The 14,683-nt window shown below is 69.5% G+C and carries 13 protein-coding genes; 8 read left to right on the top strand and 5 right to left on the bottom strand.

What is annotated here, in order from left to right:
* Nucleotides 1–132 precede the first annotated feature (132 nt).
* The gene (locus AB0L97_RS04205) at nucleotides 133–834 is read left to right on the top strand and encodes a DUF2334 domain-containing protein (protein ID WP_364425072.1); all 702 of its coding nucleotides are present in this window, start codon (nucleotides 133–135) and stop codon (nucleotides 832–834) included.
* A 114-nt stretch (nucleotides 835–948) separates the two neighbouring features.
* Here the strand turns inward: AB0L97_RS04205 and AB0L97_RS04200 are convergent, their stop codons facing one another.
* Nucleotides 949–2,340, bottom strand: coding sequence for a glutamate decarboxylase (locus tag AB0L97_RS04200; protein ID WP_364425070.1), 1,392 nt, complete (start codon nucleotides 2,338–2,340; stop codon nucleotides 949–951).
* Nucleotides 2,341–2,533: 193 nt separating this feature from the next.
* Between AB0L97_RS04200 and AB0L97_RS04195 the strand changes: the two genes are divergently transcribed.
* On the top strand, nucleotides 2,534–3,889 hold the full coding sequence (locus tag AB0L97_RS04195; protein WP_364425068.1) for a dipeptidase: 1,356 nt from the start codon (nucleotides 2,534–2,536) through the stop codon (nucleotides 3,887–3,889).
* Nucleotides 3,890–3,891: 2 nt separating this feature from the next.
* Here AB0L97_RS04195 and AB0L97_RS04190 read toward each other — a convergent pair whose 3' ends face one another.
* Nucleotides 3,892–4,536: an MBL fold metallo-hydrolase gene (locus AB0L97_RS04190; RefSeq protein ID WP_356963656.1), complete on the bottom strand. Its 645-nt coding sequence runs from the start codon at nucleotides 4,534–4,536 to the stop codon at nucleotides 3,892–3,894.
* A 131-nt stretch (nucleotides 4,537–4,667) separates the two neighbouring features.
* On the opposite strand from AB0L97_RS04190, the gene purS reads away from it, so the two are divergent.
* Nucleotides 4,668–4,904, top strand: coding sequence for a phosphoribosylformylglycinamidine synthase subunit PurS (gene purS / locus AB0L97_RS04185; protein WP_195078153.1), 237 nt, complete (start codon nucleotides 4,668–4,670; stop codon nucleotides 4,902–4,904).
* The gene (gene purQ, locus AB0L97_RS04180) at nucleotides 4,901–5,578 is read left to right on the top strand and encodes a phosphoribosylformylglycinamidine synthase subunit PurQ (protein ID WP_355076943.1); all 678 of its coding nucleotides are present in this window, start codon (nucleotides 4,901–4,903) and stop codon (nucleotides 5,576–5,578) included. Before purS ends, purQ begins: the two co-directional genes overlap by 4 nt.
* 18 nt (nucleotides 5,579–5,596) lie before the next feature.
* Here the strand turns inward: purQ and AB0L97_RS04175 are convergent, their stop codons facing one another.
* Entirely contained in the window at nucleotides 5,597–6,673 is a 1,077-nt protein-coding gene (locus AB0L97_RS04175; RefSeq protein ID WP_355076945.1) for a substrate-binding domain-containing protein, read from the bottom strand.
* Between the two features lie 49 nt (nucleotides 6,674–6,722).
* Here AB0L97_RS04175 and AB0L97_RS04170 point away from each other — a divergent pair, with 49 nt between their 5' ends.
* Nucleotides 6,723–7,154, top strand: a complete 432-nt coding sequence (locus AB0L97_RS04170) for a MarR family transcriptional regulator (protein ID WP_355076947.1) — start codon at nucleotides 6,723–6,725, stop codon at nucleotides 7,152–7,154.
* A gap of 228 nt (nucleotides 7,155–7,382) precedes the next feature.
* Nucleotides 7,383–8,681 (top strand): M18 family aminopeptidase, encoded by a 1,299-nt coding sequence (locus AB0L97_RS04165; RefSeq protein WP_364425063.1) that lies wholly within the window; start codon nucleotides 7,383–7,385, stop codon nucleotides 8,679–8,681.
* Here AB0L97_RS04165 and AB0L97_RS04160 read toward each other — a convergent pair.
* The gene (locus AB0L97_RS04160; RefSeq protein ID WP_364425061.1) at nucleotides 8,630–9,943 is read right to left on the bottom strand and encodes a glycosyltransferase 87 family protein; all 1,314 of its coding nucleotides are present in this window, start codon (nucleotides 9,941–9,943) and stop codon (nucleotides 8,630–8,632) included. The genes AB0L97_RS04165 and AB0L97_RS04160 overlap by 52 nt on opposite strands.
* Nucleotides 9,944–10,113: 170 nt before the next feature.
* Here AB0L97_RS04160 and purL point away from each other — a divergent pair, with 170 nt between their 5' ends.
* Complete coding sequence (gene purL, locus AB0L97_RS04155) at nucleotides 10,114–12,408, top strand: phosphoribosylformylglycinamidine synthase subunit PurL (RefSeq protein WP_364425059.1); 2,295 nt, start codon at nucleotides 10,114–10,116, stop codon at nucleotides 12,406–12,408.
* 61 nt (nucleotides 12,409–12,469) lie between these two features.
* Here the strand turns inward: purL and AB0L97_RS04150 are convergent, their stop codons facing one another.
* The gene (locus AB0L97_RS04150) at nucleotides 12,470–12,760 is read right to left on the bottom strand and encodes a YiaA/YiaB family inner membrane protein (protein ID WP_355076953.1); all 291 of its coding nucleotides are present in this window, start codon (nucleotides 12,758–12,760) and stop codon (nucleotides 12,470–12,472) included.
* Between the two features lie 185 nt (nucleotides 12,761–12,945).
* On the opposite strand from AB0L97_RS04150, the gene AB0L97_RS04145 reads away from it, so the two are divergent.
* Nucleotides 12,946–14,679: an alpha/beta hydrolase gene (locus AB0L97_RS04145; RefSeq protein WP_355076955.1), complete on the top strand. Its 1,734-nt coding sequence runs from the start codon at nucleotides 12,946–12,948 to the stop codon at nucleotides 14,677–14,679.
* Nucleotides 14,680–14,683 lie beyond the last annotated feature (4 nt).

Here is a 14,683-nt window from a genome sequence, read left to right as displayed (position 1 = left end):
CCGACGCCCGCCATCGGGTGGCATCGGCGCGCCGACCGCGGGACGACCACTCGGCACAGGCGTGGCGGAGTGTTCGCCACGTGGTCATACACTCTGCACATCACGGACACGTGCGGCTGGCACCGTGGGGTCATGAACGCTGAGTTGATCGTGTCGATTTCCGGGATCAGGGACACCACCCGGGACACGGCGATCGAATTCGCCGAAGAGATGGATCGGCGCGGCGTGCCGCTCTCGCTGCTGGTCGCGCCGCGGCTGAAGGGCAAATACCGGCTGCTGGAGGACCCCGCGACGCAGGCCTGGCTGCGCGGCAGGCGGGCTCGCGGCGACGCGATCGTGCTGCACGGCTACGACCAGGCGGCCACCAAGCGGCGGCGCGCCGAGTTCGCCACGCTGCCCGGACACGAGGCGCGGCTGCGGCTGACCGCCGCGGACCGGGTGCTGGAGCAGGCCGACCTGCGCACCCGGCTGTTCGCCGCTCCCCGCTGGGATGCCTCGACGGGGGCGCTCGAGGCGCTGCCAGGAGCCGGTTTCCGGCTGGCGCTCGGCCTCACGTCGATCGTCGACCTGGAGCGCAACACGGCGCAGAAGGCCAGGGTGTACGGCATCGGCGAGGGTTTCCGCGCGGAACCGTGGTGGTGCCGCGCCCTGGTCATGGGCGCCGCGCGCACCGCCCGTCGCGGCGGGTTGCTGCGGCTGGCCGTGTCCGCCGCACAGCTGGGGCGGTCCGGCCCGCGCCAAGCCGTGCTCGACGCCGTCGACCTCGCGCTGTTCCACGGTGCGGTGGGCGCCACCTACCGGTGGGAGCCCTTCGCGGCGGCTCGGGCCGCATGACTGACGCCGCGGGCGACGGTGGGTCGGCTCCATCGCCCGCGGCCGGTCGGGACCGCCTTCGCGCGACCGATCGGCGCCGCCGCCCGCGAATGGCGTAGCCGGGCGGCGGCGCTGTCAGGACGCGGCGATCGACGGCTTCGCTACGGCGGGCGCAGCGTCGTGTGTGAAGCCGCCCGCCTCGGCGCGCGTGAGCGAGGTCGAGAACGGCCGCTGCCGCAGCTGCCGCATGCAGCGGTCGAGGTCCGCGAGCAGCAGGTCGGCCATGTCGATGGTGAAGCCGTGGCGCAGCACCGCCCGCATCACCGTCTCGTCGTTCCGGTCGGCGGGCAGCGGATAGGCGGCGATCAGCCAGCCTCGGGAACGCAGCCGGTCGGACAGGTCGTAGAGGTTGAAGCCGGGATCGCCGGTCAGGCGCCAGCACACCGCCGTGATGCCGCGTTGCGGGTCGCCGTCGTGGATCAGTTCGAAGACCCCGAGCCCGCGCACTCCCGCGGCCAAGTGCTGCGCCGCGCGGTAGATCGCGGACTGCACCCGCGCGTAGCCGGTGCGCCCCAGCCGGATGAACTGGTAGTACTGCGTGATCGCCTGCCCGCCGGGCCGGGAGAAGTTCAGGTTGAAGGTGGCCATGCTGCCGCCGAGGTAGTCGACGTCGAAGATCAACTCCTCCGGCAGGTCGTCGGCTTCGCGCCAGATCGCCCAGCCCGCGCCGAGTGGGGCCAACCCGGTCTTGTGGCCGGAGGCGTTGATCGACTTGACCCTGGGCAGCCGGAAATCCCAGACCAGATCCGGTGCGGCGAACGGGGCCAGGAAGCCGCCGCTGGCCGCGTCGACGTGAATGGGGATGTCCAGGCCCTTCTCGCGCTGCATGGCATCGAGCGCCGCGCTGATCCCGGCCACATCCTCGAACAGGCCGGTGTAGGTCTGCCCGAAGGTGGGCACGACCATCATGGTGTTCGCGTCGCAGTACTGGGCGAGGTCGTCGGGGTGCATGGTGAGCCGCTCGCCACGTAGCGGGATCTGGCGGATCTCGACATCGAAATAGCGCGCGAATTTCTCCCAGCACACCTGCACCGGTCCACAGACGAAGTTGGGCGTCCCCGTGCCGCCGCGCTTGCGCCAGCGGAATTTCGCCGCCAAGCCGCCGAGCATGGCCGCCTCGCTGGATCCGGTGGTCGAGGTGCCGTGCGTGACGGCCGGATCCGGCGCGTGCCACAGATCGGCGACCATCCGGACGGCTCGGCGCTCCAGCTCGGCGGTCTGCGGATACTCGTCCTTGTCGACGATGTTCTTGTCCAGGCATTCGGACATCAGCCTGCGCGCCTGGTCGTCCACCCAGGTGGTGCAGAACGTGGCCAGGTTCATCCTGGAGACGCCGTCGAGCATCAGTTCGTCGTGCACGATCTCGTAGGCGACCTGAGGGAACATCTCGTGCGCGGGGAATCCGGACCGGGGCGCGGACCGGCTGAGCCCCGGCAGGGCGAACAGGTCATCGGCTGCTTCGGACATGAGAACGGCCTCCCGATTAGACGTTGTGCGGGTGTGCCTGCCGAGGATGCCGACAGTTAGCCAACGCCCTCGACGCTCAGCTTGGCACACCCTTTCCACCATCGGGCGCACTTCCCGCTTCCGCGCGCGGACCGTCCGAACACCCGGCAGGCGGCGCGAACTCCGCCCGAGGAACGGGGGATAGGGTGGGGGAATGGCGGAGGATGTGCGGGTGGCGGAATTGCGCGGTGCCGTGGCCGGATTGATGGACCAGGCGAAAACCGATTTGGCGCAGCTTGTTTCGTTCCAATCGGTGGCCGATCCACGGCAGTATCCGATCGAGGAGTGCGACATGGCGGCCCAGTGGGTGGCGGACGCGTTCGTCGCCGCCGGGCTGACCACGGTCGGCTTACACGAAACGCCGGACGGCACCAAGGCGGTCGTCGCGTCCCGGCCCGCTCCCGACGGCGCGCCCACGGTGTTGCTCTACTGTCACTACGACGTTCAGCCCCCGATGGACGAGGCGGCGTGGCGCACCCCGCCGTGGGAACTGACCGAGCGCGACGGGCGCTGGTACGGACGCGGCAGCGCCGACTGCAAGGGCAACATCGTCATGCACCTGACGGCGTTGCGTGCGCTCGGCCCGGATCTGCCGTTGGGGGTGACCGTCGTCGCCGAAGGTTCCGAGGAGCAGAGCACCCGAGGACTGGAGCGCTTCGTCGAGGCCAATCCGGAACTGCTGCGCGCGGACGCGATCGTGGTCGGCGACTGCGGCAACTTCGCCGCCGGTGTGCCGACCCTGACCCAGACGTTGCGCGGCGGCGTGAACGTGGTGGTCACCATCGAAACGCTGGCCAGCCCTTTGCATTCCGGCATGTTCGGCGGCCCCGCCCCGGACGCGCTGGCCGCGCTGATCCGCTTGCTGGCCTCGCTGCGCGACGAGCGGGGCAACACCACCATCGACGGGTTGTCGAACGATCAGGTCTGGCCGGGGGTCCAGTACCCGAGCGAGCAGTTCCACGCCGACGCGCGCGTCCTGCGCGACGTCGAACTCATCGGTGACGGCACTGTCGCCGACATGCTCTGGGCGCGACCGGCGCTGACCGTGCTCGGCATCGACGCGCCGCCGGTGGTCGGATCGGCCGCCGCGATCCCCGCGACCGCGCGGGCCCGCCTCAACCTGCGTATTCCGCCTGGCACCGACCCGGAAGACGCGTACCAGGCGCTGCTCGCGCATCTCGAGGCCAACACGCCGTGGCGCGCCAGGCTGACCGTCGAGCTGGAAGGCACCGCAGCGCCGTTCCGTTCCTCGACCGGCGGGCCCGCGCGCGCCGCGATGGAAGCGGCGCTGGCCGCGTCCTACGGCCGCCCGGCGACCACCCAGGGGCAGGGCGGCTCGATTCCGCTGTGCAACGTCTTCGCCACCACCTATCCGGACGCGGAGATCATGCTGATGGGTGTCGAGGAGCCGAAGTCCTTGATCCACGCGCCCAACGAGAGCGTGGATCCGAAGGAGATCGAACACATGGCGCTGGCCGAGGCGATATTCCTCGCCACCTACGCCGGGTAGCGCTACAGATCGGTGTCTTTCTCCGCCTCGAGCACCCGGAATTCGGTTCCGGCCGGGGCCATCTCCGACAGCCTGCCGAAATAGATGCCCTGCGCCTCCTCCCGGATGATGCCGTAGTGGATGGGCAGCGCGACACGCGGAGCGACCGCGCGGAGGTAATCGACGGCTTCGCTGATCCGCATCCAGGGCGCGGCGGCCGGTGCGGCGAGCACGCCGACCGGGACCGGGGGCACCCACAGCGAGTCGCCGGGGTGGACGAGCTGGGCCGGGTCGTCGGCGGTGCCCAGCTGGAAGACGGTGTTGTCGATCACGGGGATCTCCGGATGGATGACCGCGTGCCTGCCCCCGCCGCCGGTGATCCGGAGATCGCCGAGGGTCAGCACGTTGCCCGCATGCACCGCCTCCCACCGTTCGCCGCGCTGCTCGGCGGTCTGCGGGTCCGACAGCAACCGTGCGCCGGGGTTCGCGTCGATCAGCGCCTCGATCCGGTTCGGGTCGATGTGGTCGGGATGCTGATGGGTGACCGCGATCGCGTCCAGGCCGGTGAGGCCCTCGAAGCCGTGCGAGAAGGTGCCCGGATCGAACAGGATCTTCTTGCCGTGCAGCTCGACGAGGAGGCAGGAATGACCGAAGTGGGCTATGCGCATGCCGCCATGCTAACCACGCCGGGTGTGTTCTCCACGACAGCGCCACGGTCTCGGCCGACCCCGCGGATGACGCACGCGACCAGCACAACTACGCTGCTGAGGTAACCCCCCAACCACATGAGGAGCAACGCGTGGCACGAGTCGTGGTCGAGGTGATGCCGAAGGCCGAGATCCTGGATCCGCAGGGGCAGGCCATCGTCGGCGCACTCCCGCGTCTGGGATTCGAGGGCATCTCGGACGTGCGGCAGGGCAAGCGATTCGAACTCGACGTCGACGACAGCGTCGACGACGCGGCGCTCGAGCAGATCGCCGAATCGCTGTTGTGCAACACGGTGATCGAGGAGTGGAAGGTGGTTCGCGTCTCATGACCGCGCGCATCGGGGTCATCACGTTCCCCGGCACGCTCGACGACATCGACGCGGCCAGGGCGGTGCGTCTGGCCGGCGCCGAGGCGGTCGATCTGTGGCATGCCGACGCCGACCTGAAGGGCGTCGACGCGGTGATCGTCCCCGGCGGCTTCTCCTACGGCGACTACCTGCGGGCGGGCGCCATCGCCCGTTTCGCCCCGGTGATGGGCGAGGTCGTGCGAGCGGCGGGCTCCGGGCTGCCGGTGCTCGGCATCTGCAACGGCTTCCAGGTGTTGTGCGAGGCCGGCCTGCTGCCCGGCGCGCTGACCCGCAACGAGGGGCTGCACTTCATCTGCCGCGACGAGTGGCTCACCGTGGAGTCGGTGTCGACCGCGTGGACCTCCCGCTTCGAGACGGGCGCGCAGATCCTCGTCCCGCTCAAGTCCGGGGAGGGGCGCTACCAGGCGTCGGAGGCCGTGCTGGACCAGCTCGAAGGCGAGGGCCGCGTGGTCTTCCGCTACGCGAGCGACAACCCGAACGGCTCGCAGCGTGGTATCGCGGGTATCGCCTCGGCCAACGGTCGCGTCGTCGGCCTGATGCCGCATCCCGAACATGCCACCGAGCCGCTGACCGGCCCCAGCGACGACGGGCTCGGCCTGTTCCTCTCGGTGCTGGACACGCTGGTCGGGGTGTGATCGTCCCGCGGCGTCGGGTCAGCTGATCCGGTCGACGATCTCGAAGTCGACGCCGTTCGCGCGGGCGATGTAGCCGTGCTGAATCGCCTGATTGCCTCGGAAACCCCTGATTCCGGAAGGGGTTTCGAGGTGCAGGCCGTGGTCGAGGGCGTCGAGGATCTCCGGCACCTCCAGTGATCCGACCGTCCGCGCGAGCGCGCCCAGCGTGTGGACGGCTTCGTAGGTGGCGTTGCTGAAGCTGGTCAGCGCGGGAGCGAACGCGCCGTGTCGCGCGCGATAGCGGGTCATCCGGTCGCGTCCGTCGGACATACGGTCGTCGAGGAAGAAGCTGGACGCCACGAAGAAGTCGTGGTTCGCCTCCGCTCCCGCTGCCAACAGCACGTTTTCGTCGGCGGCCGGACTCACCCGCAACTGCGTCGCGGCACGGCCACTGGCCGCGTACTGCCGGTTGAAGCGGGCGACGTCGGCGCCGACCATCAGGATCACCACGGCGTCGGCCAAGTCCAGCGCCGGATGGGCGAGGAAGTCCGCGAAATCCGCGTATCCCAGTGGCACATACCTTTCCAGCACGATCGCGGCCGGGTCGGACAGGCTTTCCCGAATCGCCTTGGCGGACCGGCGCGGCCAGATGTAGTCGTTGCCGATGACGGCCCAGCGCCGCACGCCGTACTCGCGTTCGAGCCAGTGCACGGCGGCCACGGTCTGTCCGGCCGGGTGCTCGCCGAGCATCAGCACGCCGGGTAGCTCGTCGGTCAGTCCCTCGTGGCTGGTGGCGTACAGGTACGGCACCCGGCCCGCACCGGCTCGCGCCACGGCCCGCCGCACCGCGGAGGTGTGCCAGCCGGTGATGGCGTGCACCATGCCGGTGGCCAGCAGGGCGGAGACCTCGGCGGCCACCTCGTGCGGCGACCGTCCCCCGTCGATATTCGTAGTACGAATTTCCCGCCCTAGAATTCCCGCGCCTCGGTTGATTTCGTCGACCGCGAGCGATATCGCCGCATCGCAGGACGGCGCGACGATACCGCCAGGTCCCTGCCGTGGCACTATGTTCAGGACCTCGATCGTGCCGTCGGGGCTCTCGATCGGCGTCGACATTCGGTACTCTTCTTCTCGTTCGAACGGAATTCACGGCAGGCGGGAAATAATGACGTCCATTGTAAGCGGAAATTCGACGCTGCATGGCGCGCTGCGTGCCGCGGAGCGCGGTTGGGTACGGCATTTGGACGCGGCGCTGTGCGCCAGGCAGCTCTCGCCGGATCAGTGGTCGATGCTGTCGAATCTGTGCGGCGACGCGGGTATCACGATGACCGAGCTGGCGGCCAAATCGCAGCTCGCGCCGTCCTCTGCCACCAGGCATGCCGACTATCTGGCCGAGCGCGGCCTGATCTTCCGGCTCGCCGCGCAGGACGATCGGCGCCGCATCCTGATCGGCCTGAGCAGGCTCGGCGCCGACTTGGTCGGCGAGGTGCGCGCGGAGGAGGCGCGCGCCGAGCAGGAGTTGCGCGGGCGAATCGGCGCACGCCGATATACCGAACTCATGCGATTGCTCGACCTGGTTTCCATCGCCTCGGAGTAAATACTCCGGCGTACCGGACATTCGTCCGATGAATGCCGCGTACGTCCGATTCGTGATCGGTCGCCGGACCATTCTTGCCCTTATGTTGTGGGATGAATCGACGGGCGCCTCGAGCTGATCTCGGTGCGGCTATAACGGTATAGTCCGGACCGTTTCGGACGGTATTCGCCACGCGTGCCCAGCGACCGGGACACGCCGGTCGCGCCCCGCTTGCCTAGGATCGCAGGCATGCCCGTCTCCACCACCGCAGCCACGGCCGCCGGGCTGTGCGCGTTCATCGATGCGTCCCCGTCGCCGTTCCACGTCTGCCGCACGGTCGCCGCGGAATTGGACGCGCGCGGGTTCACCCGGCTCGCCGAGTCGCAGACCTGGCCTGCGGAGAGCCCGGGCAGGCATTACGTGATTCGCGGTGGGTCGCTGGTCGCCTGGGCGGCGGGGGACACCGCGGCCGCGACGGGGTTCCGCGTGGTCGGAGCGCACACCGACAGTCCCAACCTGCGCGTCAAGCAGCATCCCGACCTGACCTCGGCGGGCTGGCAGCTGGTCGGGCTGGAGCCCTACGGTGGTGCGTGGCTGAACTCGTGGCTCGACCGGGAGCTGGGTGTTTCCGGTCGGCTGAGCGTGCGGGACGGAAACACGATGCGCGAGCGCCTGGTTCGCATCGATGAGCCGATCCTGCGGGTGCCGCAGCTGGCCATCCATCTGTCCGAGGACCGTAGGGGTGTGACGCTGGATCCGCAGCGGCACGTCAACGCGGTGTGGGGCGCGGGGTACGAGGCGGCCGCCTTCATCGATTTCGTGGCCGACTGGGCCGAGGTCGATCCGGGCGACGTGCTCGGCTGGGAGCTGATGACCCACGACCTGACGCCGAGCAGGCTGATCGGGCGGGACCAGGACTTGGTCAGCGCGCCGCGACTGGACAACCAGGGCACCTGCTTCGCGGGCTTGCAGGCGTTCCTGGCCGCGATCGAGGAGCCGGGCGCGGCCGTCCCGGTGCTGGCCATGTTCGACCACGAGGAGGTCGGCAGTCAGTCCGACCGCGGCGCGCAGTCCGATCTGCTGCCCGCGGTGCTGGAGCGGATCGTGCTCGCGCGCGGCGGCGGCCGCGCCGAATATCTCGCCGCACTGGCCGGTTCGGTGTGCGCGTCCGGCGACATGGCGCACGCGACGCACCCGAACTATCCGGAGCGGCACGAGCCCGCGCACCGGATCGAGGTGAACGGCGGGCCGGTGCTGAAGGTCAACCAGAATCTGCGCTATGCCACGGACTCCACCGGCGCGGGCGCGTTCGCGCTGGCCTGCGCGCAGGCCGCGGTCCCGTTGCAGCGTTACGTCCATCGCGCCGACCTGCCCTGTGGCTCCACCATCGGGCCGATGACCGCGGCGCGTACCGGCATGTCGACCGTCGACGTCGGTGCGCCCCAGCTGGCGATGCATTCGGCGCGCGAGCTGATGGGCGCGTTCGACGTTCCGGCCTACGCCGCCGCGCTGGCCGCCTTCCTCACGCCCGAGACCACCGGGCGATAGGTGAACACCGCGACGACGAACACGGCGAAAGTGGCGAGCACGTAATTGCTTCCGATGATCTGCTGCCACCAGGCCCAGTCCAGCTCGCGGTCGCGCGAGTGCGGCAGCAGCCAGTGCGGGCCGACCAGGAACAGCGCGGCGGCGACCGTGACCACGCCGATCGCCCGCGGGCTGCGCGCACCGCGCACTATGAGGTCGGCGGCGACGACCAGTGCGGGCGCGATCCACACCCAGTGATGCGACCACGACACCGGCGAGACCAGCAGCACCGCCGCGGCGTTCACCAGCAGCGCCGCCACGGTGGCGCCCGCCTCGATCAGCCTGCGCATCCACACCGCGGCCAGCGCGACCGCCAGCACCGACAAGGTGATCCACACCAGTGTGGCCGCCGTGTCGCCGATGCCGAGGCGGAAGGCCATGCCTTTGATGGACTGGTTGCCCGCGAAGTAAGGAGGTCCGATCCGGCCGGTGTCGGCGAGGGTGTGGAACCAATAGTCCACGGAATCGCCGGGGAACAGCAGGAATCCGAGACCCACCGCCGCGATCGCGGAGACCACCAGTGTGCCCGCGGCTTTCCAGTCCTTGCGCAGCACGAAGTACAGCAGATAACCGGCGGGGATCAGCTTCACCGACACCGCGATGCCGATCAGCATGCCGCGCGGCCAGAAAGGCTTGCGCGCCAGGCAGTCCAGTGTGATCGCGGCCATCAGCACCAGGTTGATCTGGCCGAAGCCGAAGGTCTGGCGGATGGGTTCGAAGAACTGCGCCACCGCGACCGCGCCGATGACCAGCGTGAGCAGGATCGGGCGCGACAGCTCGGGCCGCAGGCGGGTCAGCACCAGCCACAGCGAGATGCCAAGGCTGACTACATTGGTGACGACCACCAGCACCTCGGCGGCGACCAGCGGCATCAGGGCCAGCGGCGCGAAGAACAACGCGGCCAAGGGTGGATAGGTGAACGGCAGTCCGATTCCCTCGACCGGCGGCATCGGGCCGTACAGGTCGCCGTCGTCCAGCCAGACCCGGGCGCCGTTGCGATACACCTGGAGGTCGATGTAGCCGTGCCACCAGTGCGCGAGCAGCGAGACGATCGCCGACACCGCGAACAACGCGATCGCAGCAATCAGCCAGCGTACTTGCGGGGTCAGTGGGTTCGGCGACGCGTGACCGGATGTGGTCCCCGATCCGCCGCTGCCGGTCGGCGCGGCATCCGAGGTGACCGATCTCTCACCCGGATTCGCGACCCCCGATCCTTCGTTCACGGGCCCAGAGTAGCCGGTGCGCATAGTCGGTACCCAGTGCCTCTAGACTTACACGTAGGCATCTCGCCGCCGCCCAGTGACAACGCTCGTCGCTTCGCTGAGCTCGCCCACCCCGCCGGCTCCGCCGGCTTGCCGACCCCCATGCCCGGCCGAAAGGACCCTGGTACTCCGTGACTCCGCAGGTCGACACCGTCAGCGCAGCCGCAGCAAACCCCGACGTGGCGCAACCCTACAAAGAACTCGGCCTCAAAGACGACGAGTACGCCCGCATCAAGGAGATCCTCGGTCGCAGGCCGACCGACGCCGAGCTGGCGATGTACTCGGTGATGTGGAGCGAACACTGCTCCTACAAGTCCTCCAAGGTGCACCTGCGCTACTTCGGCCAGACCACCACCGACGAGATGCGCGAATCCATGCTCGCGGGCATCGGCGAGAACGCGGGCGTCGTCGACGTGGGTGACGGCTGGGCGGTCACCTTCAAGGTGGAGAGCCACAATCACCCCTCCTACGTGGAGCCGTACCAGGGCGCGGCCACCGGCGTCGGCGGCATCGTGCGCGACATCATGGCGATGGGCGCGCGCCCGATCGCGGTGATGGACCAGCTGCGCTTCGGCGCGGCGGACGCGGCCGACACCCGTCGCGTGGTGGACGGCGTGGTGCGCGGTGTCGGCGGCTACGGCAACTCGCTCGGCCTGCCGAACGTCGGCGGCGAGACCGTGTTCGACGCCTCCTATCAGGGCAACCCGCTGGTGAACGCGCTGTGCGCCGGCGTGATGCGAGTCGAGGACCTGCACTTGGCCTTCGCCTCCGGCACCGGCAACAAGATCGTGCTGTTCGGCGCGCGCACCGGCCTGGACGGCATCGGCGGCGTCTCGGTGCTGGCCTCGGACACCTTCTCCGGCGACGAATCCGGCTCCGGCCGCAAGAAGCTGCCGTCGGTGCAGGTGGGCGACCCGTTCACCGAGAAGGTGCTCATCGAGTGCTGTCTAGAGCTGTACGCGGCGAAGCTGGTGGTGGGCATCCAGGACCTCGGCGGCGCCGGATTGTCCTGTGCCACATCCGAACTCGCGGCGGCCGGCGACGGCGGCATGCACATCGAGCTGGACAAGGTGCCGCTGCGCGCGACCGGCATGACGCCCGCCGAAGTGCTCTCCAGCGAATCGCAGGAGCGCATGTGCGCGGTCGTCACTCCCGAGAACGTGGACGCGTTCATGGCCGTGTGCCGCAAGTGGGACGTGCTGGCCACGGTGATCGGCGAGGTCACCGACGGTGACCGGCTGGTGGTCACCTGGCACGGCGAGACGGTGGTCGACGTGCCGCCGCGCACCGTCGCGCACGAGGGTCCGGTGTACGAGCGCCCGGTCGCGCGCCCCGACGAGCAGGACGCGCTGATCGCCGACACCCCGGACCGGCTCGCCCGTCCGAAAACCGCCGACGAACTGCGCGCGACGCTGCTGCGGATGATCTCCAGCCCGCAGCTGTGCAGCCGCAAGTGGATCACCGAGCAGTACGACCGCTACGTGCGCGGCAACACCGTGCTGGCCGATCAGGCCGACGCGGGCGTCATCCGGATCGATGAGGAGACCGGCCGAGGCATCGCGCTGGCCACCGACGCGTCCGGCCGCTACACCAAGCTGGACCCCTATGCCGGTGCGCAGCTCGCGCTGGCCGAGGCCTACCGCAACGTGGCCAGCACCGGTGCCACGCCGAAGGCGGTCACCAACTGCCTGAACTTCGGTTCGCCCGAGGATCCCGGGGTGATGTGGCAGTTCCAGCAGGCGGTGCGCGGCCTGGCCGACGGTTGCGTGGCGCTCGGCATCCCGGTCACCGGCGGCAACGTCAGCTTCTACAACCAGACCGGCCAGACGGCGATCCTGCCGACCCCGGTGGTCGGCGTGCTCGGCGTGATCGACGACGTGCACCGCCGCATCCCGACCGGGATCGGCCTGGAGCCGGGCGAGACGCTGATCCTGCTCGGCGAGACCCGCGACGAGTTCGGCGGGTCGATCTGGTCGCAGGTTGCGCACGACCATCTCGGCGGCGTCCCGCCGAAGGTCGACTTCGCCCGCGAACAGCTGCTCGCCGAGGTGCTGACCGCCGGTTCGCGCGACGGCATGATCAGCGCCGCGCACGACCTGTCCGAGGGCGGTCTCGCTCAAGCTGTCGTCGAAGCGGCGCTCGCCGGTGAGACCGGTTGCCGCATCCTGCTTCCCGAGGACGCGGATCCGTTCGTCACGCTGTTCTCCGAGTCGGCGGGCCGTGTGCTGGTCGCGGTTCCCCGCTCGGAGGAGACCAGGTTCACCCGCATGTGCACCGCGCGCGAACTGCCGTGGGTGCGCATCGGCGTGGTCGATCAGGGCTCGGATTCGGTCGAGGTGCAGGGCCAGTTCTCGATCACCATGGACGAGTTGCGGACCGCGCACGAGGGCACGCTGCCGAAGCTGTTCGGCGCCGGAACCGTCTGACGAGACGCCCACCTGGGCGGGCCTGAACCCCTCGTTACCGGGCCCGCCCAGGTGCGCGTACTCAGGCGACGGAATTGAACGGATCGTGCTCGGAGAGCAGCTTCTCCATCCGCGCCTGATCGATGCGACCGTGAACGGTCGCCGCCTCGTGCTGGTCGCGCACCACTTTCGCCAGCGTGAAGGTGCTGGTCACCAGGAAGAACACGGACATACCGAGGAATCCGCGCTGCCAGACGTCCAGCGGGAGCGCGTAGATCCCGATGCCGATGCCGACGAAACTGATGCCGAAGGCGATCGCGGCCTGTGCGACGTAAGCGGCGCTGGCTTTCTGCGCCGCGGTCGTTGTGCTCATGGACCAAAGTTTCCGGATGGCGCGACCCGCGCACCCGTGTACAACTACTCGAGCGAAATGGGTAGTTGCCATCCGCGCGAACGCGTCCGATCACGGGGTCGCGCAGGGTGTGATCCGCGTCGTGCGCGCCCGCGTCACGGTGGGCGACGCGCCGGGCCGTCGGTGGCGACCGCCATACTGATCGAATGCTGGAGACCGCGGGGACCATGCGGAAACTGCGCACGCGCGCGGTCGCGGTGATCCGGCGCGTCGAGGACGTCATCGACCTCAATTACGTCGGCTTGGTGGTGGCGACGGTGTTCTTCGCGCTGTCGGTGACGCCGTCGCTGCTGCCGCGCGACTGGCTGTTCCAGGGGCTGATCAGCGGGATCAATGCCGCCATCGGATACGGCGCCGGCTGTTTGCTGGAGTGGCTGTTCCGGCTGTGGGTGCGGCCGCGGCTGAAGATCGCGCCGCCGCCGACGTGGGCGCGTTACGCCGTCAAGTCCGCCGTGCTGCTCACCGCCGCGCTGAGCGCCGCGCTGATGCTGGTGCAGTCGGCGCGCTGGCAGCGGGAGATCACGGCGTTGATGGGCATGGCGGGCACCACCACGCCCGCCTATCTGCGCACCGGACTGCTGAGCATGGCGGTCGGCGCCGCGGCGGTCGCGGTCTACCGGACCGTGCGCGAGTTCATCCTGTTCCTGGCCCGCCTGCTCAACCGGTGGGTGAAGGTGCCCCGCGAACTCGCTCCGGCCGCCGGATTCCTGGTGCTGGTGGTGCTGGCGGTGACGATCTTCAACGGTGTCGCCACGCAAGCGTTCTTCGCGGTGGCCAACTCCGCGTTCAGCGTGCGCAACGACCACACCTCGGTGAACGCGGTGCAGCCACAGCAACCGGAGCGCTCCGGCAGCCCCGCCTCGCTGGCCAAATGGGAGACCCTCGGATTCGAGGGGCGCTGGTTCGTCTCGCACGGACCCACCGCGAGCCACATCACCTCGCTCACCGGCCGCCCGGCCAAGGAGCCCGTCCGGGCCTACGTCGGTCTGGAGTCGGTGGATGGGAACCAGGAACCGGCCGAGCTGGCGGTGTCCGAGCTCGAGCGAACCGGTGCGTTCGACCGGAAGGCGCTCGTGGTGGTCACCACCACGGGGACCGGATGGGTGAACTCGCTGGCCGCGTCCGCGCTCGAGTACATGTACGACGGCGACACCGCGATCGTCGCCACCCAGTACTCGTATCTGCCCAGCGTGCTGTCCTTCCTGGCCGACCGGAGCAAGGCCGCCGCGGCGGGCAGGGATCTGTTCGACGCGGTGTACCAGCATTGGACCGCGCGTCCGCCGCAGGCACGACCCAAATTGCTGGTGTACGGGGAGAGCCTCGGTTCGCAGGGTTCCGAGGCGGCGTTCGACGGTCTGGCCGATCTGCGCGCCAAGGTCGACGGCGCGCTGTGGGTCGGCCCGCCCAATTCCAACCGGCTGTGGCAGCAGTTCGTCGCCCGCCGCGATCCGGGCTCCCGTGAGGTGGAGCCGCTGTACGCCGACGGGCTGGTGGTCCGGTTCGCCTCCGACAGCGGTGACCTGGCGCGCCCGTCGTCGGAATGGCGGCCGCCGCGCATCGCGTATCTGCAGCACGCGTCCGATCCCATCGTCTGGTGGTCGCCGGATCTGATCTTCTCGCGGCCGGATTGGCTGTCGGAGCCGCGCGGTTCGGACGTCTCCTCCCAGATGCGCTGGTGGCCGTTCGTCACCTTCTGGCAGGTGGCCGCCGATCTGACCAATGCGCAGGGCGTCACCGACGGGCACGGACACCGCTACGGCAGCCTGGTCCTGGACGGCTGGGCCGCCATCGCCGCGCCACCGGACTGGACCGCCGAGCGTTCCGAGCGGATCCGGGTCGAAGTCGAGGCCGCGGAGGAATTCGAGCGGAAGATCAAGTGAGCCA

It is taken from the genome of Nocardia sp. NPDC051911, assembly GCF_040681035.1.
Taxonomy (GTDB): domain Bacteria; phylum Actinomycetota; class Actinomycetes; order Mycobacteriales; family Mycobacteriaceae; genus Nocardia; species Nocardia sichangensis.
Note: the sequence above shows the minus strand (reverse complement) of the source record. Positions and strands in the feature narration are given on the sequence as shown.